The organism is Ignavibacteriales bacterium (assembly GCA_026390775.1).
In the GTDB taxonomy this organism is placed as follows: domain Bacteria; phylum Bacteroidota; class Ignavibacteria; order Ignavibacteriales; family Melioribacteraceae; genus Fen-1258.
In genome coordinates, this window is the sequence record JAPLFF010000007.1 from 1,012,432 (window position 1) to 1,035,653 (window position 23,222).

The window sequence follows — 23,222 nt, forward strand, 5'->3', positions numbered from 1 at the left end:
TTCCAGATTGGTTGTTAAGATCTGAAGCATTGATAAAAAAACCATCAATATTATGACTCAGGCTTTGGTTTAAAACAGACTGATTCACTTTTATAACCAAGTCCTTTTTATCAGTATTGGTTCTTGCGTATAAAGTGAAAGTCGAGACGAGCATTAACCAAACAACAAAATATGTCAGATTTCTATACTTCAATTGATAATCTATTAGTTATTGAAAACTTACATCCTAAATTTAATCATTTAGGAAATCTCAGCCAATCTTTGAATGGGACTGAAATCACAATTCAAAAAATAAATTAGTTAAAAACTTCGTTTTTAAGCGATTTATGAGATCGGAGATTTTTTTTATACTTTTAAACCATTTGAGTCCGGCTGACTGGTCTAAAAAGAAGTTATTAAGTCTTAAGCAGACTGTTTCCTCTTTAGTGGAGATTTGCGATCGTTCTAAATAACAGTTTAATAAGCAAAAGCAACCGGTGAATTTTATGATAATTAATCATCCAATAGATTTATAAATAAAGTAATCTTGTAACTTCCAATTTACAGTCATAACCATTTTTCATAATTTACTCTTAACAAACTAAGATTATAATGAGAAACATTTGCGCCTTTATTCCTTATTTAAATAATTCAATTACCAGTGGTATTGTGCAAGTGCTTTCTGCTTCTCAGCACATAGAAAAGATATTTATCCTTTCTGAGCTCAATTTAGGATTTAATAGTGATAAGGTTCTGGAACTATCTATTGATCATTTTAAGAGTACTAACTCAATAAGAGTTATGGCGAAAAGCACTGAATCTGAATATGTGCTTCTTGTTACTCAACCAGTAGAAATTAATTTAGGCATTTATTCACTTGAAAGATTTTTAAGAATCGCACAAGAGATTCAAGCTGGGATACTCTACTCAAATTATTATGAAATTAAAAATAATAAGACTCAGCAACATCCAACCATAGATTATCAACCGGGCAGCATACGCGATGATTTCAATTTTGGCCCCTTACTTTTTATTAACACAAAAGCATTGAAGAATACTGTATCCTCTATGAAAGAAGATTACTCGTTTTCAGGGCTTTATGATTTACGACTTAATATTTCACGGTTTAATTCTATACTTCGAATTCCGGAATATTTATATACATCCTATGAACAGGATCTAAGAAATTCAGGTGAAAAGCAGTTTGACTACGTGAATCCGGATAACCGTTCTATACAAATTGAAATGGAGAAAGTCGCAACTGATCACTTAAAAAAAATAAATGCATTTTTGAGGCCAACTTTTAAGACTGTTGATTTGATGAATAGTTCTTTCGACACAGAAGCTTCCATAATTATCCCGGTAAAGAATAGAATAAAAACAATTGGAGAGGCTGTAACTTCTGCACTTAAACAAATAACTAATTTCCGCTTTAATATAATTGTTGTTGACAATCATTCAACTGACGGAACAACAGAGCTTCTAAAAACTCTTTCTGCAAAACACGAACAACTGATTCATATTATTCCATCAAGAGAAGATTTATTAATTGGCGGATGCTGGAATGAAGCCATCAACAATAAAGCTTGCGGCAAATTTGCTGTTCAACTTGATAGCGACGATGTTTACTACGATGGGAATACACTTCATAAAATAATTGATACATTCTATAGAGAAAAATGTGCAATGGTCATCGGTTCTTATATTCTAACAGATTTTTCTCTAAATCAAATTCCGCCCGGATTAATTGATCACAAAGAATGGAGCAATGATAACGGTTCTAACAACGCACTTCGAGTTAACGGCTTAGGCGCACCTCGGGCTTTTTATACACCACTACTTAGAGAAATAATAATTCCAAATGTCAGCTATGGTGAAGATTATTATTTGGGAATTACGATTTCGAGGGAATATAAGATTGGAAGAATCTACGAGCCAATTTATTATTGCAGACGTTGGGAAGAAAACACCGACTCTCTTCTTGATATTAATAAACTGAATCTGAACAATCTTTATAAGGATCGCCTTCGTACATTCGAAATATTAACGAGGCAAAAAATGAATAAATCTAAATGATCATCAACGACAAACCCGAAAGAAATGCCAGCGCTGATTGGTGGGCAGAGCAATCTAAAAAACTGCTCGAAGACCAAAGACAATCTTGGCCATTACTAAATGAGAATTATCAAAATTTTTCTTCTACTAAAATTCGAACTTTTGAATTTGATGGTTTTGAAATAAAAGTTCAGTTTAACCCCGCCAGAATAAAATCATCTTCTGCGGATGTAAGTGAAGATGCTATCAAATCGCGCAAATGTTTTTTGTGTCTTGATAATCTTCCGAAAGAACAAACAGCTTTAGGTTACAATAAGAATTTTGTTGTTCTTGCTAATCCATACCCGATCTTTCCGGAACATTTTACGATTTCAAAAAAAAATCATATGCCGCAAACTTTGATCGGAAATTTTGCGGAGATGCTTGTTCTTTCCCGTGATCTCGACAAGTATTATTCGGTTTTTTATAATGGACCAAAATGCGGTTCCTCCGCGCCGGATCATATGCATTTTCAGGCAGTAACAAAAAATGTGATGCCGGTAGAAATTGAATTCGATAAAATGATAAATTTATTTTCTAAAGAAGTTTTGCGAAACAGAAAAATAGAGGTTCGTTTTTTTGAAAAACATTTGCGTTACTTTATTTCCTTCGAATCCAGAGACAAAGGTGAATTGCTTTATGTTTTCAAAACTTTAATCTATGCACTTAGAAAGATATCTCCTCCGCATGAAGAGCCTCTAATAAACATGCTGGCGAATTACCAGGAAAATATTTGGCGTTTAGTTTTCTTCCCCCGAAGCAAACACAGACCAAAACAGTTTTTTGCATATGGCGATAATCAGTTGCTAATTAGTCCTGCCACCGTTGATATGAGCGGTTTAATTATTACCCCGCGTGAAGAAGATTTCTTAAAAATTACCAGAGACGATGTGATTGATATTTACAAACAAGTAACTATAACAAAAGAATATTTTGAATTTCTAAGAAAGAAAATAGGTGAGATATTTATTTAGATATGAAAACAGTTAATAGCAAGGAATAAAAAAACATTACAATACCTTAACTGCTATTACGCTTATATCATCATCCATCTCTCCGCCGGTATAATCAAAAATTTCTTTTTGCATCTGAGCTAGTGAGTCTTCGTTCGGATTTAATTCTTCTAAAAACTTCATCAAGTGATCTTCCGAATAAAGTTCACCGGCTGTGTTTCTCGCTTCAGTAATTCCATCAGTAACTAAAAATAGTTCGTCCCCCTTATTTAGTTTCAATTCAACATCCTCATATTCTCCCGATTTACTAAATCCAAGAAGAACACCTTTAGAAATTATTCTCTCAACGGTTTTTGATTTATATATCAGCGGTAGATCTCCTGCTCCGGAGTAGCGTGCAATTTTATTTTTTTTGTCAAGAATAATTACTGAAAGCGTGATAAACACTTCGGAAATTCTTTCATCCTTAAAAACAGATTCGTTTACTTTGTGCAGTATGTGGCTTGGTTGATAATCTTTGGATGATTCAAGCACAAACCGTGCGGCACTGCGCACATAGCCGGCATAAGCAACCGCAAAATACCAGGCGCCCCATCGTTTACCCATTACATCTCCCAAAATTATTGCTATATGATCATCGTCCATTTTAAAGTAATCAATAAAATCCCCACCGGGAACATTTTTGAAGGGCAAGTGCCAATGCTTGATTTGAAATCCTTCGAACTGCGGAAATTCTTCCGGAACAACTTTAGCTCCCATTGAGTCCGCAGCTTTTTGAACTTCATCAACAACTTTTACCCGTTCTTTTTCAAGACTTTTCAAAATTGCGGATACTTTTGCAATTACAACTTTGGGACTGGATGTTTTAATAATATAGTCTTCTATTTCAAGATCAAATCCTTGAAGAATATCTTCCTCTTCTCCTTTTGCTGTAAGAAAGACAAATGGAATTTGTTTGAGTTCGGGATTTGCCAATAAGCGTTTACGAAATTCGTATCCGTCAACCTCAGGCATCATTACGTCGCTGATTATAAGATCCGGCTTTATTTTTTCTGCCAGCTCAAAACCTTCTCTTCCGTTACCAGCTACCTCACAACGAAACCCCGCCTTTGTTAAATTGAAAGTAAAAAGCTTAGCAATGTTAAATTCGTCTTCAACTAATAAGATTGTGTTTACGGATTTATTATTTTCTTGTGTCACTGGCTTTCCAAAAATATTATTTGCAATTATTAAAGATTCTTCTCCGGCTAAAGCAAGATCAGAATCATCGCTACATTATCATTTATGAAAACTTTTTATTGCGTCTTGTAATTCACTATACGATTCAAATACTCTGAACAATCTTGTCAATTCAAACATAGAGCGAACATTAGGTTTGAACCCGACTAATTTTAGATCTCCCCCAAGTTTAGCAACTTTTTTTAATGTGTTGACAATTATCCCGAGAAATGTTGAATCAAGATATTCTACTGATGTAAGATCAATTATTACCTTTCTATAACCGCTGTCAATCTTATCGTTAACTTGTCTTTTCAATTCCTCGGCTTCAAGAAGAGTGGCTCTATCAAAATTTACAATCTCAACAATAATATCATCAATTGTTTCTTCAATTATGCTCATGGTCTACCTTTAATTTTTCAATCCTTTGGTGATTCGATTTTATATTTATCCATTAGACGGTAAAGTGTTGCTCTGCCAATTTTAAGTTTACGTGCGGCTTCAACAATGTTACCTTCCGTTACTTTTAATGCATGCCTAATGGCTTCTTCCTTTAATTTTTCGAAAGGAACTACGGGTGAATCCTCGCCGAAGAGAACTCCGTTAGTGTTTGAACTCGGTGTTCCTAAAGCTCCGGAAATATTTGCCGGCAGGACATCAGCTTCAATATAATCTCCATCACTTAAAATCATACATCGCTCTATAGTGTTCTCAAGTTCTCGCACATTTCCCGGCCAATCATAATCGTACATAATTTTTAGAGCTGCCTTGCTTACATTTTTTATTTCTTTACCGATCTTCTTATTAAATATTTTCATGAAGTGATCAATTAAAATTACTATGTCGCCTTTTCTTTCTCTTAAAGGGAGAATATGTATTGGGAATGAGCTAAGTCGGTAATAGAGATCTTCTCTAAACTGTTTATTATCCACTGCTAATTTAAGATCACGATTAGTTGCGGAAATAATTCTTACATCTGTTTTAATAACTTCGTTTCCACCAACGCGTTCAAATTCTTTTTGTTGAATTACTCTTAGAATTTTTGCTTGAAGAGACATTTCCATTTCGCCTATTTCGTCAAGGAAAATTGATCCTCCTTTTGCAAGTTCAAACTTTCCAATTTTTCTAACATGAGCTCCTGTAAATGCGCCTTTTTCATGACCAAATAATTCGCTTTCCAAGAGTTCGCGCGGAATGGAAGCGCAATTTACAACAACAAAGGGTGCGGTTTTTCTCTTTCCATTAAAATGTATTGCGCGTGCTACCAACTCTTTGCCTGTTCCGCTTTCTCCGGTAATTAATACTGTGATTTCGTTATCAAGTACTTTTGATACCATCTTAAAAGCTTCCTGCATTTTTTTATCTGCAGAGATGATGTTATCAAAACTATATTCTTTCTCAATATTTTCTTTTAGCTTTTCAAGTTCACGTTCCAGATCATAATTTTTAATTGCATTTCTAATTGCCGGTCCAAGACGGTTCTTATCTATTGGTTTAGGAAAGTAATCGAACGCTCCAAGACGAATAGATTCAAGTGCAACTTCTACGCTTCCCTGAGCCGATAACATTATTATTGGCAGGTGCGGACTCTTTTGCTTCATCCTGTTAAGAACTTCATTGCCGTTAATATCAGGAAGCATTATATCAAGAAGAACCAAATCGGGATTGTCGGAAAAAGAATTTAGCGCATCTGTTCCGGTTGTAAAAGTTTTGATTCTGTAATTCCATTGATTTTTAACCCAATGAGTAAGCATTTTTTGAATTGAGTCTTCGTCATCAATAATAAAGATTAATTTTTCCAATTTTTCCCTCGGCTGTATTTCTACTTTGGTAAACGAATAATAAATGTTGTTCCTTTATCCACCTGACTTCTAACTTTAATAAAACCTTTGTGCAAATCTACAATTTGTTTTACGCTTACAAGACCAAACCCAGCGCCGCCCAGCGGTGTTCCAAATTGTTGAATTTTACTGAATTTTTGAAAAAGATTCGGCAAATCTTTTTCCGGAATTCCAACACCTGTATCGCTAATAACTATTTCAATTTCCTTCCCGTAGTCCTGCAGTATTACTGTAATTCTTCCGCCAGCATTTGTGAATTTAACTGCATTAGATATTAAATTTCCAAAAACTTTTTTTAGACGGTCTTTATCAACGTTAATTTGTAATTCATGTTTAGGATATTCTTTTGAAAGTGTAATCTTTTTTTCTTTAATCTGATCTGAAAAATTAATTAAGGATTCATCCAGGACATTAACAATATTAATTAAGGATTTTTGTAATTCTTCCTCGCCGCTTTCCAGTTTAGAAAAATCAAGTACATCATTAATTAATTTGCCTAAGCGTTTGCCTTCCATTAAAATAATATTACTGAATTCACGAATAGTTTCTTTGGGAAGATCCGGATCCGATAAAATTGTTTCTGCAAAACCAACTATTGATGCAAGCGGTGTTCGCAGTTCGTGCGATACATTTGAAATGAATTCGCTTTTTAATTTATTCACTTCTTCAAGAACAGTTATCTTATGCTGGGCTCTTTCCCGTTCAATAGAAATTATACGATTAGCTTCAACTAATTTTGCATTGAGATCTTTTATTTTTTGTTCATCAAGTTTGCGGTTTGTAATATTGCGTCCGATGCTTAACATACCGGAAACTTCTCCGTCGCTTAACATCGGCTTTGCGCTAAATTCAAATGTAATCCCCTTATCAAATCTGTCTAGAAACATTGCTTCGAAAGTTGTAATTCCGTTTGAGTTTAATATTTCAGTAAATGCGGCGGCTATTTTAGGTTCATCTTCTTTATCAATGAATTCAAGAAAATGTCTGCCTATCATTTCATCGGGGGTATAACCAAGTGTAGTCGCGCCGTTTTTATTAACCATGCTGAAATAACCAAAACCGTTAAGAATAAAGATCAAATCATCGGCAGTGTCAATCAGCGCTCTAAATCTTTCTTCAGAACCTTCTAGTTTCAGTAGTATTTGTTTCTCTTCGGTAATATCTTGAATTGCGCCAACTACGCGTACGGTTTTATTGTTTTTAATAATCGGAAATCCGGAGTGTCTGACCCAGTGCTCTTTGCCGAATCTATCTTTCATCCGGTATTCAACGGTTGACTCAATCCCATTATTAAGATTATTAATAAAACTTTTAAAATTGCTGAAATGTGCAGGATATATTGACCGCAATATTTGTGTTTTGTTCTTATAAATTTCTTCGGGCGAGAATCCGTATAAAGTTCTTACTGCATCTGTAATAAAATTATATTCTGTTCCTTCAGCATTAATTGAATAAAGAACTATATTAATAGAACTAACCGTCTCGCTAAAAAGCTGTCCGGTTTTATCTTTTAAAAGTTTTTCTTTTTCGGATGATTTTGTTTTACCGCTTCCGCGTTTCATTCAACTATTCTTAATAAATTTTGTTGTAAGATAATAAATTCGTGTGAGGAAATATAGAGAATGCACTAATAGAATATCTTCTTTTTATAGTATTTGAACAAAAAGAAAAAGCAGAAACAAAGTTCCCGGGTTAAAAATTGTTTTTCCTCCGAATGAGTTTTTAAGCCTTCCGGCGTATCTTGAAAAAATTACAATGCTTATATCTCCAACCATCGCCGATAAACCTATTGTTCTGCTCGGCACATGATTTTGTTCAAGCAGTATAATTGTAACCGGGGTAGCTAAACCCAATTCCTCCAGTGCCGATCAAGGCAAAAATAAAATTATTCCGCATATCTTTTAAAAAGTAATATTGTTAAATAATTTGGTTAAAATTAATTATACAACTTTTATTATTATTGTGATAGATGGAAAAAGAAAAAATCAAAAAACCTGAACTCCTGGCTCCTGCTGGTGATTGGATTATGCTAAATGTCGCAATAAATAGCGGGGCTGATTCAATTTATTTTGGATTGAAAAACCTAAGCATGCGCGCTGCCGCTAATAATTTCGATGTTTCCGAACTCCCTAAGATTGTTGAATTTTGCAATGAAAAAAATGTAAAGGCACATCTAACACTCAACACAATTGTTTTTGAAAATGAATTAGAAGAACTTGATATAATTATTCCCGCAGCTAAGAAAGCCGGCGTGGAAATGATTATCTGTTGGGATATGTCTGTAATACAAAAGTGTATTGATTATAAAATACCTTTTTGTGTTAGCACACAAGCATCTGTATCTAATTCTTCAACAGTAGCATTTTATGAGCGGCTAGGTGCCAAGCGGATTGTTCTTTCTCGCGAATGCACGCTTGATAAAATTAAAGAGATAAAAAGTAAAACCAATGTTGAAATTGAAGCCTTCGTTCATGGTGCAATGTGTATTGCTATTAGTGGAAGATGTTTTATGAGCCATGAAATTTTTGGTAAAAGCGCTAACCGGGGCGAGTGTCTTCAGCCATGCAGACGAGAATATGAAATAAAAGATGTGGATGAAAAATTTTCTTTAACACTCGGAGAAGATTATGTATTATCGCCAAAAGATTTATGCACAATTGATTTTATTGATAAACTCATAGAAGTGGGTATTGATGCATTCAAGATCGAAGGAAGAAAAAGGGCTCCCGAATATATAGAAAAAGCCGTATCAACATATCGAAAAGCAATAGATCGTTACTTTGATGGAACTCTTACTCAAGAACATAAACTAGAATACCAAGAAGATTTAAAAAAAGTTTATAACCGCGGATTTTCTTCGGGTTTTTATTTCGGTCAGCCCGGTTCGGAAAGTTATACTAAAACTTTTGGGAGTATTGCTACTACAAGAAAAGTTTATATCGGAAGAGTTTTAAATTATTATAAGAAAAGTAAGATCGCATTTGTAAGATTAGAAGCTGATTCGTTGGCAATTGGAGATTTAATATATATAATCGGAAGTACCACCGGGGTCGTGGAATTAAAACTTAACAAAATTATTCAAGATGATATCGAGTTAAATTCTGTTAATAAGGGAGGTGATTTTACTTTTGAATGTGAAGAATTGGTTCGTGCAAATGATAGAGTTTATAAAATAGTTTCTGTTGTTGAGTAAAATTATTTCCAAGTTAACTTGGGTTTTCCACCTTCAAAACTATCAATAGCTTCGTCCAGCATAGGAAAAACTTTGAATACTTTATCCATTCGTGTTAAAACAAAAACTAATGAGGGCGTTTCTTTATTATAAACTAACCGTAAGTCGCCATTAATAGAATTAACTTTCTTGAGCAATGCAACCATCGAACCCAAAAAAGTTGAGTCAACATATTCACATACGCTTAGATCAATGATAATTTTGGTCGCACCCTCTGTAATAATTTCGCTAACAAATTCTTTAAACTTTACAGCTTTTGCAAGAGTAGCTCTATTCAAATAAACATGTATAACCGCAATTTCGCCAATTTTATCAGATTTAAAATCCATAGACTTTTTATATTATTAAAACTCATTTCGGGTAGTCAATATATGAATTCTAACTTTAATAGAAAACAAATTTACACTGGTGAGAGCATTGGGTTTTTTAACTAATTAAAAATCTAATATGTGATTTGGGTAATACGGATTATGAACTATTTATAAACACATAATGATCTACTTGATTACTATGGAGTAAATCCATTCTTGATGATTCGATAGTAATAAATAGATCTGTGATAATCAGTAATTGGAATCAACTGAACTTAATGATTTACAGATTAAGTTTTGTAGTAGTGGTTTAAAAAGGAAAGGCGAAGGACGCCTTTTAAACTTTTACCCTTCGCCAATCTTAAGGACGGAGCCTTATTGTGTGTGTGCATAAATAGAGTCAAGTTGAATGCCAAGAAAATAATGACAGAATTTGAATGATACGATAACCAAATAGCTAAATTTTGCTGTTTTATAGCTTTTTTAACGATTAATTTATGATTCTATATGAAAGAAATATGCTAATGAATTTATGGGGGCGAATAATATTCGCAACTCGCGAAAATTATGCCTTATAAAAAAGCATTATAGAGGAACTCTAATATTTATTTGTAATGTGCTTAACGGGGAAGATGTAAAGTTAAAATTATTTAATTGGGAAAGTTTGCTGTTAGAATCATGTTCACCATTTGAGAAAAATAGTAAATCAATCTGACTGTATAACCAAACAACTGCATATGAAATAATTAGTACATTTCTGATTTTATAAAATTTATTATAATCATCATACTTTTGTTGAATTAATAATTTATCTGTTTCATTCAAATAAGCATCTTCTTTCTTTTGAGTATTCAGCACTAAATAAATCATAGCACCTAAGCTTAAAGTTGAAACAGATGTTGTAAACCATCCTTTTGTGTTGTTTCCAATATAGAATTGCCCAAGTCCGGGAAGTAATATATTCTGCACAACCGCACTTTTCATTGTACTTAGATCTATAATTTTTATTTCCGGTTTTGTTTGTGTTGAATCTTGCGTTTGTACTACGTCAGGATGCTGGCGCAAATATTCGGTTTTCACTTCGTTAAAAATCGATATTAATTTCGGAGATATATTTGATAGGTCTGGCGTGTAATTTTTTTTGATCAATAAAATATTTTCAAAACTTTTTCTTGTTGATAATTCATCACCGTTCGAATAAAATATGTTTGCCCTCATTATATAAACATCTATCGCTAATGAATCGGATAATCCGCCCTGCTGCTGCAGTTGATCTGAAAGTATAATCACATCTTCGTACTTGAATTTTTCATATAACTGTTTAACTTTTTGATAGGATACACCCTGTGCGAAAGAATATGATGCCCCAATTAACAGAATTATAATAAATAATTTTTTTTTCATCATTTAAGAAGAAGCATTTTTTTAGTTAAGGAATAACTGCCCGCTGTTAAACGATAAAAATAAATCCCTGAAGGCAATTGAGAGTTTAGGACTGAGAATCGAGTATTATATACTCCTGACTGTTGATATTCATTTACAAGAGTTTCTATTTCTCTACCGATCATATCATAAACCTTCAATGTAACAAAACTTCCCTTCGCTAACTGATAACTAATAACAGTTTCTGGATTAAAAGGATTCGGATAATTTTGATTAAGTTGAAATTCATTGGGCATAGATAAATTTGATACAACATCAGTAATGTTTTCTGAGATTTCTACATAAGGAACAACTTTTCCGCTCGCATCTTTTCCGCCAAACACCGCTACTGTTCCCTTATAATTAACAGCCATTAAATTTGTTCTTGAATAATTTAAGGGAGTAGATGAAACTATGTTTAAGGATCCATCAGGTAAAATAGTAACTTCTTCAACTGAGTTAAGTGCTATATTTGTTTCATTATATCCGCCAATAATAAACCCTTTCTGACTTATTGGGTTATATACGGCGGCGGCACCTGCTCTTGCCTCAATCAATTTTTGTGTCGAATCGGAAAAAGTTCGTAACGGTATATTAAATTTTCTGATTGATCTGTTTACTCCATTAAATACTCCGCCGAAAATATAAATGTTGTCTCCTACAATGAACGACATATGCTGCCGTGGTTTATCCTTTGAGGAATTAATCTTGGCAATACCAGTATCCTTTTTTGTTATCAAATTATATTCAACAATGTATGGAAAATCTGAAGAACTGCCGGCATTTAATGAATCACCACCAATAATATAAAACTTATCACCAAGAATATGTCCGGTGGATAATGATCTTCCAAAATTAGATTTGTGATCAAAAACGATCGCTGGCGATGTTGTAAGCTTAAAGTCCCATGATTCAATTGAGTATTTATCAGTAGATGTTTCAACAACTCCGCCGTAATACATAATATTATTTTTCCAGATACCGGCAACAAAATCTTTTCTGATTTGCTGCATGTTGCCCACTATTCGCCATGTATTCTGAAATACATCATACTCCTGAATCCAATCAACTTCGCGCTGAAGTGATTCAGAATATCCGCCAAGTATATAAATCTTGTTACTAAGAGAAGCAATATCATAAACTACTTGACCGCCGTATACCGGATACGGCATAGTACCGGTGATTTTCCATTTTAATTGAGCGTGAACCGGATAAAACAGAAACAGCAATAATGATATGGTTAATAATTTTTTCATTGTATAAAATTATTTATTTCTAAATCTAAATTGAAGTCTCAGCGTATCTTTTGCTTTAATAGTAAACGATGTATCAATATCCTGAAAGTTAGAATTTTTAATTGTCAATGTAATTGGACCCGGCGTAACTTTTATCAAATCACTTTTTTTCATAGGTACTTGTGTTTTATAATTTCCGTTAATATAGATATCTCCAACTAACGGATAAACTGCACAATTAATAAATCCCAAAGTTTCCGTTTCGAGATTAACATAAACCTTTGTTATACTATCAACTTCAACCTTTACGGTTTTATAAAAAGGGGGATAATTGGGATGTATAAACTTAATTATGAATTCTCCTGTTTTCATTGGGATTACTCTCTTAAACGGAGTTTTATCATAACTCTCCCCGTTAATGAAGACCTCAACATTGGTCGGAAATGTTTTAATATCGAGAGAACCGGTACCCATTGAATTACTGGGGTTTAAATTTGGATTCGTTTTTTGATTTTCTGTTGATGCTTGATCTTTATTATCAACAAGTGGCTCTTTCAATTTATTAAGATCAACCGGATTATTTGTTTGATCTTTCTGCTGATTTGAAATATTGTTTTGAATCGCGGAATCATTTTTAAGTTGAGCCGAGTCTTTCCCAAATGGAACTTGAGAAGAGTTTTGTTTTTGTCCATTGATTATTAGTACAACAACAATCCCGATAACTACAAGAGCAATTGCTGCAAGAAAAATCCACGCAAGTTTTGATTTTCTTCCTTCAGTATCTATATTATTAACTACTATTGTTGGCTGATCCACTTGTATATTTAACTCTTCTAAAATCTCTCCGGCGGATTCATACCGTTGATTTATATTTTTCTTAAGTAAAACAAGAAGTATCTCTCTTATATTTTCCTGAACACCGGAAAGTTTTTCTTCGAGAGTAGTTTCATCATAACTGTTAATTTCATTGAGGGTAAGGCTAACATTTTCTTTTAAGAATGGGTTTTGCCCCGTAAACAATTCCGCAAGAACAACTCCCAAAGAGAATAGATCGCTTTGCGCTGTAAGTTTTGAACCTCGTATTTGTTCTGGGCTCATATAACTTGGAGTGCCTACAATTGAATATGGATTGGTTACATAATTATCCTCAGCGGAAAGCGCCAGACCAAAATCACCTAATTTTACGTTGAGGTTTTTATCAATAAAAATGTTTTCCGGCTTTATGTCTCGGTGTATAATTTGATTAGCGTGCGCGTAATCCAATCCCTTAAGAAGCTGAATCATTAAATGTTCTTTTTGTTCTTGAGTAAGAGTTTTTGTTTTGAAAACATTTCGAAGTGATTCGCCTTCAATATATTCAAATGAGATGTAGAAAAACTCTTTGCTAAGTCCAAAGTCTAGAACTTTGATAATATTCGGATGATCGAGCTTTGCTAATATTTTTGCTTCGCGTTTAAATCTTTCAACAAGTGATGGATCGTGAATTTTTTGTGTATTAAGAACTTTAAGAATAATTTTTTTATTGAGATAAATATGATTGGCGAGAAATACCGCTGCGTGTTCGTCTTTCTTTAACACTTCAATAATTTGGAACTTCTCGAATAATATTTCAGCAGAGAGTGCGGACATTCTACTGTTCTCCCATTTCTTTCATTTTGAGTTGTATCCATCTGACGGAAACATCAAGTGATTTAGCCGTAAGTGTTTTGTTCCCGTTTAACTCTTCCAAACGTTTTTTCAATAGCAGCATTTCAAATTCTTGTAAAGTGCCTTGAAAATTTTCTGTGACTGCTGCAAGTATAATATGTTCCGCTGTATCTTCAAGTATAATATGTTCCGCGTGTAATTTATTTCCGTCGCAAAGAATAAGTGCACGTTGAATTACATTTATTAATTGTCTAATGTTCCCGGGCCAATAATAGTTTTCTAATTTTTTAATAGCTTCTGAATCTATCGCCATATCTTTTTTGCCCATCTTCTTAATAAAATAGCTAACAAGTAAAGAAATATCAGTTCTTCGCTCTCGTAATGGTGGAATGCGAATTGGAAAAACATTTAATCTGTAAAACAAATCTTCGCGGAACGCACCTTCCTTTACGAGTGCTTGTAAATCTTTGTTTGTCGCGGTTATTATTCGAACATTAATTTTCCTTACTTTAACATCTCCAAGCCGAATGATCTCTCTATTTTCAAGGACACGCAATAATTTTGCTTGAAGCGCCGTGGAAATATCCGCAATTTCATCTAAGAAAAATGTTCCACCTTCTGCGGCTTCAAGTAATCCCTGCTTATCACTATTGGCACCGGTAAACGCGCCTTTTTTGTATCCGAACAATTCACTTTCTAGAAGATTGTCGGGAATTGATCCACAGAACTGAGCAAGGAACGGTTTATCTTTTCTCTTGCTCAATTCATGAATTGCTTGTGCCGCAATTTCTTTTCCCGTTCCGCTCTCACCTGTAATTAACACTGTTGTGTCAGTCAGTGCTACTTTATAAAGAATTTGCGAGAGGGTATTCATAACGGGGCTATCACCGATCATGTCCGGGATTTCAAAATATGACTGCAATCTGTTGGTAAGAATTTGATTCTCTTTTTCTAATTCTTCCAGTCTAATTATCCGATCTAGCGCAAGCGAAACTAAGTTTGAGAAGAAGCTTAAGAATAAAAGATTTTCTTCAGTAAACTCACGGCGATCAAGCTGGCTATCGGCAACAATTACTCCCCACACCTTTTCGTCGCGGACAATTGGAACGCCAATTACAGATTTGATCCGTTGAATTTGCACGCTCTCAAATTGTGAAAGGTGCGGATCGCTCATTACATCATGATAGAGAAGCGGTTTCTTTTCTTTGATTACTTTTTGCAAAATTCCTGAAGAAAATTCATGAAGATCAGTAATGCTCTCATTCGAAATTTTTCTCGCGGTGATTATAGAAAAGCTGTCATTTATTTCATCATACTTCACAAATAATCCGCGCTCCGCATTAATAATATTTATCACAATATCAATTGCGTCTTCAATCAATAATTCTTGTTTGGTCGCTGAATTAAGAATTTGGCTGAATTCATAAAGAGATTCGAATTCATCCTTCGATAAATTCTTAATATGATTAATATTATTTGTAAAAAAAGTTGTCATCAATTTCTAAAAAACTCTTTATTGAACATTAAACGTTGCCGGCTTGGATTGTGCTCTGTTTTGAAAATCATCTATTCCCCAAATTACCCAATAGTAATTTCCGGCAGGTAAATTAATTTCAGTTATAGCTTCAATATCATCCTTGGAAATCTTTTGCTTTTCCCATTTCAATTGGGAGTTTGCTTCATCAGTATATATTTGAAGCATATACTGAAAATTAAATCCAGGTAAAAATCTGTTCCATTTGAGAACCGGTTTAGAACCAACTGTTATACCGTTAGCGGGTAATTCAAATAAAATTTCTTGTTTGATGATTCTCTTTATCGTTGAAGTACCCACAGTAAAAAATTTGCCAAGTCGGTCTCTTACTATTATATCAAAATTTTTTCCTATCGCATCATCTATTGAAGGAAGACTATTCTTGCTTCCATACAGATAGCTTAGTTCATATAAACGAGTCTGAGAATTATATATTAATTGCTTATTAAAATTTAATGCATTGCAGCGTACATAAACGCTGTCTATGTCATTCTCAACATCTGTAATAGATGCTTGAACGAACAAAGTATATCTTTGGTCATCTTGATATCGGTTCTCAACACTTGTGTAGATTGCTAAATTATCTAACTTGGGAATAGAATTGAGTGAAGTTGTCCCGAGATTAATGTTTTTCTGGTTTTGCCAATTTATTCTTATTGAATCTTTACTATAGCTGTCCTTTTCTAAATAAAGAATTCCATCAATCATTGGTAAGTTTTCTAATTTATAATATCCGTTAGCATCCGTCTCAAGAGTTCTATTATCATTTTTCCAGGAAACTTTTACTCCCATAATCGCTTGTTGAGGAATTGTTTGTGTTTTAACAAATCCATAAAACTGTCCAAGTTTGGAATCCGGATTATTCGGGTCCAATGGATTAAGTTTTGGCGCATCGCATGAGATAACGAACAACAAACCCATAAAGACAATTAGACTACGAAAAATTTTCATACAGACAATTTTCAATGTTAATAATTTGCGAGATAAATCATCCAACTTTAAAAATCCCCAATTTCCAGAGCTAATATGCAGGAAATAATCTGAATTATAAACTCAAAAATAAATTTCCTGTGGAATAGAGCACAGCTCTACCAGATATTTTAACCCGTTTTCCAAGGTCTTCACAAAAAAGCTCTCCTTCTCTTTTAGATACTTGAAGTGCACGAAAATTTTTCTTACCTAATTTTTCCGCCCAATATGGAATAAGAACAGTATGTGATGAGCCGGTAACCGGATCTTCGTTAATGCCTTCATTGGGGGCAAACATGCGCGATACAAAATCTGCTTCTTTTCCTTTTGATGAAATTATTACTGCATGAGGATGAATTTGTTTTATCAATTCGAAATTTGGTTGAAAGTTGCGGATGTAATCTTCGGAATCAAAAACTGCGAGAACATAAAATCCATTTTGTAAAACTTCCAGCGGCTCTTTATCAAAACAATTTTTAATTGTGTCGGTAATTTTGATTGGCGTTGGTTTATGTGAGGGAAAGTCGAGTGTCAACATCTCTCCATTTCTTTCAACAATTAGTTCTCCGCTCTTTGATATGAATTTTATTGTGTTCGAGTTCTTCTCAATAAAATTAAAAATTACAAATGCAGAGGCAAGCGTAGCGTGTCCGCATAAAGGAACCTCGCTCGCCGGTGTCATCCATCGAATTTTATAATGCTCTCCTTCTTTAACAAAATAAGCTGTCTCGGATAAATTATTTTCTACGGCAATGTTTTGAAGAGTTGAATCATCTAACCATTTTTCTAACGGAATAACCGCAGCCGGATTACCGCCAAAAAGTTTTGTTGTGAAAGCATCAACTTGATATAATGGTAAAGTCATATTTTTCTCCTTCAAATCGTAATCATGCTCATGATTTTGCCCTTGATCGTTTTCTATTTGAGCAGATCGAGATCATGAGCAAGATTTATTTAAAATACATTTCTTTATGCAAAAAAGGAATTACCGCAACTTTCAATCCTTCAACGTAAAGTTCTTTTCTATTCATAACACCATTTGTGAAAAACCCGATCGCACCGTTTTTCTGTTTTGTGTTTTGTTGATTCATAATTTCATCCATTACATCACCAAGTTCAATCCCTCGCAAAAGTTTTTCAACAACACTTGGTGGAAGTTGAAAATGTGGAGACGTTCCAAATCCGGTTCTTCCATTATTATCTAAAACACAGATACAACCAAAAGCAAACCACTTGCTGAATTGTTCCGTAATTCCTCCTTCAATTCTCACAAATAATTCAGCGCCGAGATTTTGCAAATCGTTAATCTCTTTCAATCTTAACGCACGGTTTTGCGCTCCGGTATATGTTTCATCGTTAATCGGTTGAACTGAAACTCCGGATTCAATCTCAGTTCCAATTACTTCAATATTTTTAAAATAATTTTTAAGCGCATCATCAACTGAAGATATTTTTACTGGATTTTTTGAGCCGACAAGAATTTTCATTTAATGAACACCAAAAAATATCTTTATTGGTTTCCAAACACGCTTAGCCCAGGCAGCTTCATTGTGTTCAGCGTTCTTATCAAGAAAAACAAAAAGATCTTTCCCTTCTTTATAACCTTTCTCTTTCAGTACTTCAATCATTTTATCAACACCTGGTTGAAGCACTGTTTCCAGACCTACGCCGCCGTTATCTATATATATTAGCAACTTCTTCTTTGGTGATTTATCATCTTGAATGACTTTAGTGTAATCAAAATCGCGGAACATAAATGCCGGGGAAAAACAGGCTGCTTTTGAAAACACATTGGGATAATTCCATGCACAGATCATCGAAATTAGTCCGCCCATTGATGAACCGCCTATTGCTGTATGTTTTGCCTCCGGTAGTGTTCTATATTCTTTATCAATGAAAGGTTTTATTTGTTCCACTATCAATTTCATATAAAGTTTTCCAAGCGGTGTATTGCTGTATTCCGTTCCGCGGTCGTCAGTGTTATTTATTCCAACAATGATGAACGGTTCAACCTCTCCCGCGCGGATTAAACTGTCTGCGGCTTCATCAACTTGCCAATCAATAAATGTATTTGAAGTTCTCGGATCTACAAGGTTCTGTCCATCGTGCATATAAAATACAGGATATCGTTTCTTTATATTGATTTCATAATCCGGTGGGAGCCAAACAAAAATGTTGCGTGGTTTTAATCCGAGAAGAATAAAATTTTTATGATATTTAACTGTTCCGGTAATTTGTCCTTTCACTTTGAAATTAAATTTATCTCGCCAATTAAAAATTGTTATCGATACAGTAGTATCGCGATTGGCTACTAATACTGAGTTTTGAGGAACGGAAGAATCGCTTCCGAGAGCTTCGGTTGCCCAGCTTCCTTTTGTAAATTTATATTCGAGCCGAGTTCCTTTTGATATTTCAAATTTCTTACTCCAGATTTTATTGCCGTAAGTATCCAGCATTACTTTGTCCGGTCGCCATCCGCCAAGCTCATCAACATTTCCCGCAACATAAATTTTTGTTGTGTCCTCCAGTGTTGGCGAAATAACTTCTAAAGTTACTTTTACTTTCTCTTGTGCGTTTAGAAGAGACAAAGATAAAACTAGCAAAACAAAAAAATTTTTCATCATACTTTCCTTTAATGATTTTTCCTTTACTTAACCGTCAATGTTTTTTTAATTCTAATTGTATCAACCCGATGATTTCGCCAATAACACATGGCAATACAGATATTGATAAACCAATTTTCTTTGAGAAGTTTGGTTTATTCCAACCTATGTTGTTGCCGCAACCACTGCGACCGTGGAAGAATCCATCTGAAGAACAATTATTAAATACCAACCGAGTAAAATCAAAATTGAAAGTTCTTTAAGATTTTTTTTGTGATCCGAAAATTCAACACGTGCTTGTGTCTTGAACCAATCTTTTAACTTCGGTTCTTCAACGCCTGAACGGAATATAACAACAGATTCACCGTCGGAATTTTTGAACTCAAACTTTGTAGCCCAAAAATTTGATGACTGCCATTGATATTTCTTTCCATTATTAAATTCTAAGATCCCGCTTGATGCCATCAGATTCGGTTTGAACACGGCGAGATCATTTTCCTCTCCGGTATTTCTAATTGTTATTCGTGTTGTAAAAAATCCCACCCGTTTGAAAGTCCATTTTCCGTCAAATGTTTCCGCCTCGGCAAGCGATCCAACCGATTTGGGAAACAATAACGTGCCGAACAAATCATCTTTAATGCGCAGTTCAAATAATTGTTGAGTGGCTTTTGGTTGAATCCAATTTAAATGTTCGTTTGATATTTCTTTTAATGATTTCATTTTATCATTCCAAATAATTTATTTTGCTCTTGCAAGTCCGACAAAAATTCCTTTATGAGTGGCAACTAGTTCGCCTTGCGAATATAGATTTGTGAACATTGAAATTCTTGCTTTTCCTTTTGCAAGCAAACCGTTCTTAAACTCATTCCACAATTTTTCATTCAGCGTATCGCATACCGCTTCAAAGTCTGTGCGTGCCGGACGTAAATATTTCATATTGCTTTCTTGAATTACAATTACACATTTGAGTTTCTCTTCCGCTGCCCTAAAATGCAAAATTGACCACCCGGCTAAAATACCTAGCGTTGAAAGACTGCCTCCGAAAGCAGTTTCATAATGATTGTCATTCGGTTTTATCGGCGCGGATAGTTTGATCGAATAGAGTTGTAAATCTTCAATACGGAAATTCATATAATCGGTTATTGGAATGCTACTTCGAATATAATTTTGAAGATCGAAAACTTTTTTGTTTGATAAATCTTTACTTTCATCCCGCAAAAACATTGATGCCTCATCTTTGTGTTTAATTAATAACAATAGCTCCGGAGCGATTGTTCCGTTATTAAGAAATTATTCCTCCAATAGAATGAATATTTGATTCAAATGATGTTTCATGTGACCGATGTAATCTTCTATTAAATATTCCAAGGTTGCAGATTCATTTTTAGATAACTCTTTCCATGCAATCTGATCGTAATTGTGATTTATTGTTGATTTCTTTAACACGTCATCCGGTATTGACCCGATCACTCGGACTAATTGTAAATTATTCATCGTCCATAAACCAATTAGAAAATTCCATTCGGCGTTCTGGTAATGCTGCGCTTCAACCCATTTGTTTTGATCGTAACCGGAGAATTCTAAATCACTTTTGAATTGGCCGTTGACAAATCTTATCATGTTATTAAAAGAGGAATCAATCAAGTGACCCAATATTTCTTTCGATGACCATTTATCCGGCGAAAATTTCTTTGAGCTTTGTTGTTCAGTTACTGTTTTTAATTTTTTCTCTGATGATTCTAAAACAGAATTTAATTTGCGTGCTAAATCATTCATTGTTAACGACTCCAAATAAGTTAATTGTTCTAAGATATTTGTTTTAATGCTTCAAGGAATGATTCCGTAAGCGGAGCTTCGATTGAAATATTTTTCTTATCCGGCAGCTGAAACTCAAGACGCTTTGCATGAAGCATTATTCGTAAATATTTTTCTTGAATTGTTTTGTCGCCGTAACGCAAATCGCCTGCAATCGGGAAACCAATACTATATAGATGAACGCGTAGTTGATGGCGGCGGCCTGTTGATGGATTTAATTCCAACAAAGTATAATCGCGGAGTCTTTGAACAACATGGAATTTCGTTTCACTAGGTTTTCCATTCCGGTCATCAACACCCATTCTTCCCGAACCGAATTCGCGAATCGGTTTCTTAATCACGCCGTCATTTTCTTTTATAATTCCGTGAACCACTGCTGTATAATACTTTTTTACTTTTCTCCCGGCAAATTGATCGTTTAAGTATTTATGTGCATCCGAATTCTTTGCGAATAGAATTACACCGCTAACTTCTTTATCCAACCTGTGAACGATAAAAAGTTTTTGTTCGTATTTTTTTTCTAGAAGTGAATGAAGAGAATCAACAGTTGTGTCGTTTTCTGTTATTGAGGCAAGCCCTTCCGGTTTGTTAACAGCAATAACATTTTTGTCTTCAAAAAGTATTTCAATTTGATCAGCCATTAATCGCTTCCTTAATTGTACTAATTTGTTTTGCGGATGCCGTCATCGTTCAAGATAAAATGTCAAGGCAATAAACCGGTTTTGAATCTAAGCTTGATTTAACAAAACCCATCCGCTTCAAATATTGTTCATGCTTCTTGTTGCCAGTATCGCTGTAAATCTTTTTTATTTTTTTCTCTTTGAGTATTTCATGAAATACATATTTGCCGATCTTAAAATCTCTGTAGTCGGGAATTGCATAATCTAATTTCATGTAGATGCAGTCATTGTCAAGATATTCCGAGCAGACAAGTCCAGCAGGAACAGTATCTCTTAGTACGAACATCACGTGGGATTTATCGTTCGGTTCAAAAATAAAATTGGGAATGAATTTTGTTATTTCCTTCTCGTGAAATTTCAAAAAATATTCCAAATATTCGGAATTTGTTTTCACCTCCAATATGCGGAAGTATTCTTTAGCGCCGAATATCTGAAGCAGATAATAAACATCAACGAGTGTAATAAACCCGTTAAGCATAAAGACCGGGTATGCTTTAATAATTAATCCGTAACTGGAAAATAACATCGCCCCGCATAGATTTATAATTCTAAGTTTTACAATCGAGCTCATCATCAAAGAAACTGCAATAATAGCTGATGCAGCGTAACCGAAGAGCACGATCGGCTGTATGTTGTTAAACATTTTTCTCCATTTCAATTTTTGTTTATAATTCTAATTTCTGCCGATTTATTTTTCTGATTCTGAAAAAACAGATTTCAATCCATGGGTTACTATATATGGAATTATAGTATAGTGGGTTTCTCCTTCGGCAATTTCGGATTTTAACTTCATTCCATCATAGCCATGTGATTTTAAGTTATTAACTAATTGTGTCCAGGGATTTTTAAATGTTTCGTTTTCTAGAGAACCAACCGCTGTGTAAATAATTGACTTTAATGATTTATGATCTTGCGAGAATTTTGCTTCTTCCTTTATTAATAATCCATCATCCCATAATAAAGCCGGGCTAATTGCGATATATCTTTTAAATAATTCCGGTTCCTTAAACAATGAATAAAAAACAAAAAGTCCGCCCAATGAATGACCTTCTATTGTTCTGTCACCGGGACTAAATCTATAATTCGATTCAACATACGGTATCAATTCGTCTTTGATAAATCCAAGAAATTTTTCTGCCCCGCCTGAAATTGGGAATGTTGATCTAAATTCTTCCGGCAGTTTTTCCGGCTGGATCTGTGTTGGTGTAAAATCTCGCGCTCGATTATAATTAAATTCTTTAGAGCCGCCCTCGGATGATATACCTACAATTATTACTTCGGGAATTTCTTTATCGAACGAAAGCAAGCGCGCCATTTGAACCATAATTCCAAATGATGAATATGCATCAAGCATGTAAACAACGGGATAAGTTTTATTAGATGTAGAATAACTGCCCGGCAGTGCAACAAATATCGGGTAGGTTACGCTATTTATTTTTGATGTAATATTTATTACTTGTGAGCGGTGTATTGTAACTGGAGTGGCTTTATCTGTTGCTTTATCTTGTGATTTTAGCTGGAGAGCAGGCAACATTGCCCAACAAAAAAATAGGGTAAGAAATATTTTCTGAATATAATTTTTCATTTTTCTCCATTCTGGATTGTCGTTTAATTAAATATATAGCTTGCAGATACATTATTCCATTCTAGTTATATTATAAAATATTACTTTTACATTAACAAAAAACT

Annotated in this window: 23 protein-coding genes; 3 read left to right on the plus strand and 20 right to left on the minus strand. The window is 34.2% G+C overall.

Annotated elements, in window-relative coordinates; all coding sequences use genetic code 11:
• Positions 1-591: 591 nt before the first annotated feature.
• Together NTZ27_09695 and NTZ27_09700 are read left to right on the plus strand one after the other, a co-directional pair.
• Positions 592-2,055 (plus strand): glycosyltransferase family 2 protein, encoded by a 1,464-nt coding sequence (locus NTZ27_09695; GenBank protein ID MCX6175011.1) that lies wholly within the window; start codon positions 592-594, stop codon positions 2,053-2,055.
• Positions 2,052-3,047, plus strand: a complete 996-nt coding sequence (locus tag NTZ27_09700) for a DUF4922 domain-containing protein (protein ID MCX6175012.1) — start codon at positions 2,052-2,054, stop codon at positions 3,045-3,047. The genes NTZ27_09695 and NTZ27_09700 overlap by 4 nt, the downstream gene beginning before the upstream one ends.
• Positions 3,048-3,083: 36 nt before the next feature.
• Here NTZ27_09700 and NTZ27_09705 read toward each other — a convergent pair whose 3' ends face one another.
• The 5 genes from NTZ27_09705 to NTZ27_09725 form a co-directional block, all read right to left on the minus strand.
• Positions 3,084-4,226 carry a SpoIIE family protein phosphatase gene (locus tag NTZ27_09705; GenBank protein MCX6175013.1) on the minus strand — a complete coding sequence of 381 codons (1,143 nt, stop codon included), beginning with the start codon at positions 4,224-4,226 and terminating at the stop codon, positions 3,084-3,086.
• A gap of 78 nt (positions 4,227-4,304) precedes the next feature.
• Positions 4,305-4,646: an STAS domain-containing protein gene (locus NTZ27_09710; GenBank protein MCX6175014.1), complete on the minus strand. Its 342-nt coding sequence runs from the start codon at positions 4,644-4,646 to the stop codon at positions 4,305-4,307.
• 17 nt (positions 4,647-4,663) lie between these two features.
• Positions 4,664-6,046: a sigma-54 dependent transcriptional regulator gene (locus tag NTZ27_09715; GenBank protein MCX6175015.1), complete on the minus strand. Its 1,383-nt coding sequence runs from the start codon at positions 6,044-6,046 to the stop codon at positions 4,664-4,666.
• Positions 6,047-6,066: 20 nt separating this feature from the next.
• Positions 6,067-7,647 carry a PAS domain-containing sensor histidine kinase gene (locus tag NTZ27_09720; GenBank protein ID MCX6175016.1) on the minus strand — a complete coding sequence of 527 codons (1,581 nt, stop codon included), beginning with the start codon at positions 7,645-7,647 and terminating at the stop codon, positions 6,067-6,069.
• 84 nt (positions 7,648-7,731) lie between these two features.
• Complete coding sequence (locus NTZ27_09725; protein MCX6175017.1) at positions 7,732-7,938, minus strand: hypothetical protein; 207 nt, start codon at positions 7,936-7,938, stop codon at positions 7,732-7,734.
• Between the two features lie 116 nt (positions 7,939-8,054).
• On the opposite strand from NTZ27_09725, the gene NTZ27_09730 reads away from it, so the two are divergent.
• On the plus strand, positions 8,055-9,278 hold the full coding sequence (locus tag NTZ27_09730; protein ID MCX6175018.1) for a U32 family peptidase: 1,224 nt from the start codon (positions 8,055-8,057) through the stop codon (positions 9,276-9,278).
• A gap of 2 nt (positions 9,279-9,280) precedes the next feature.
• On the opposite strand, the gene NTZ27_09735 is transcribed toward NTZ27_09730, so the two are convergent.
• The 15 genes from NTZ27_09735 to NTZ27_09805 all read right to left on the minus strand — a co-directional run bounded on the left by NTZ27_09735 (position 9,281) and on the right by NTZ27_09805 (position 23,118).
• A complete protein-coding gene (locus NTZ27_09735; GenBank protein MCX6175019.1) occupies positions 9,281-9,646 on the minus strand; it encodes an STAS domain-containing protein in 366 nt (121 codons plus the stop codon).
• Between the two features lie 567 nt (positions 9,647-10,213).
• Positions 10,214-11,035 carry a hypothetical protein gene (locus NTZ27_09740; protein MCX6175020.1) on the minus strand — a complete coding sequence of 274 codons (822 nt, stop codon included), beginning with the start codon at positions 11,033-11,035 and terminating at the stop codon, positions 10,214-10,216.
• Complete coding sequence (locus NTZ27_09745) at positions 11,032-12,306, minus strand: T9SS type A sorting domain-containing protein (GenBank protein ID MCX6175021.1); 1,275 nt, start codon at positions 12,304-12,306, stop codon at positions 11,032-11,034. The genes NTZ27_09740 and NTZ27_09745 overlap by 4 nt, the downstream gene beginning before the upstream one ends.
• Positions 12,307-12,315: 9 nt before the next feature.
• Positions 12,316-13,914 carry a serine/threonine protein kinase gene (locus NTZ27_09750; GenBank protein MCX6175022.1) on the minus strand — a complete coding sequence of 533 codons (1,599 nt, stop codon included), beginning with the start codon at positions 13,912-13,914 and terminating at the stop codon, positions 12,316-12,318.
• Position 13,915: 1 nt separating this feature from the next.
• Positions 13,916-15,427, minus strand: coding sequence for a sigma 54-interacting transcriptional regulator (locus NTZ27_09755; GenBank protein ID MCX6175023.1), 1,512 nt, complete (start codon positions 15,425-15,427; stop codon positions 13,916-13,918).
• Between the two features lie 18 nt (positions 15,428-15,445).
• Positions 15,446-16,417 carry a hypothetical protein gene (locus tag NTZ27_09760; GenBank protein MCX6175024.1) on the minus strand — a complete coding sequence of 324 codons (972 nt, stop codon included), beginning with the start codon at positions 16,415-16,417 and terminating at the stop codon, positions 15,446-15,448.
• Between the two features lie 94 nt (positions 16,418-16,511).
• Positions 16,512-17,300 (minus strand): PhzF family phenazine biosynthesis protein, encoded by a 789-nt coding sequence (locus tag NTZ27_09765; GenBank protein ID MCX6175025.1) that lies wholly within the window; start codon positions 17,298-17,300, stop codon positions 16,512-16,514.
• A gap of 85 nt (positions 17,301-17,385) precedes the next feature.
• Positions 17,386-17,922, minus strand: a complete 537-nt coding sequence (yjjX, locus tag NTZ27_09770; protein ID MCX6175026.1) for an inosine/xanthosine triphosphatase — start codon at positions 17,920-17,922, stop codon at positions 17,386-17,388.
• The gene (locus tag NTZ27_09775) at positions 17,923-19,056 is read right to left on the minus strand and encodes an alpha/beta hydrolase-fold protein (protein MCX6175027.1); all 1,134 of its coding nucleotides are present in this window, start codon (positions 19,054-19,056) and stop codon (positions 17,923-17,925) included.
• 147 nt (positions 19,057-19,203) lie between these two features.
• On the minus strand, positions 19,204-19,758 hold the full coding sequence (locus NTZ27_09780; protein ID MCX6175028.1) for a hypothetical protein: 555 nt from the start codon (positions 19,756-19,758) through the stop codon (positions 19,204-19,206).
• 18 nt (positions 19,759-19,776) lie between these two features.
• Complete coding sequence (locus tag NTZ27_09785) at positions 19,777-20,295, minus strand: YiiD C-terminal domain-containing protein (GenBank protein MCX6175029.1); 519 nt, start codon at positions 20,293-20,295, stop codon at positions 19,777-19,779.
• Between the two features lie 33 nt (positions 20,296-20,328).
• The gene (locus NTZ27_09790) at positions 20,329-20,814 is read right to left on the minus strand and encodes a DinB family protein (GenBank protein ID MCX6175030.1); all 486 of its coding nucleotides are present in this window, start codon (positions 20,812-20,814) and stop codon (positions 20,329-20,331) included.
• A 29-nt stretch (positions 20,815-20,843) separates the two neighbouring features.
• Complete coding sequence (locus NTZ27_09795; protein ID MCX6175031.1) at positions 20,844-21,494, minus strand: RluA family pseudouridine synthase; 651 nt, start codon at positions 21,492-21,494, stop codon at positions 20,844-20,846.
• A 49-nt stretch (positions 21,495-21,543) separates the two neighbouring features.
• Entirely contained in the window at positions 21,544-22,176 is a 633-nt protein-coding gene (locus tag NTZ27_09800; protein ID MCX6175032.1) for a hypothetical protein, read from the minus strand.
• A gap of 45 nt (positions 22,177-22,221) precedes the next feature.
• Complete coding sequence (locus NTZ27_09805; protein MCX6175033.1) at positions 22,222-23,118, minus strand: alpha/beta hydrolase-fold protein; 897 nt, start codon at positions 23,116-23,118, stop codon at positions 22,222-22,224.
• Between the last annotated feature and the right edge of the window lie 104 nt (positions 23,119-23,222).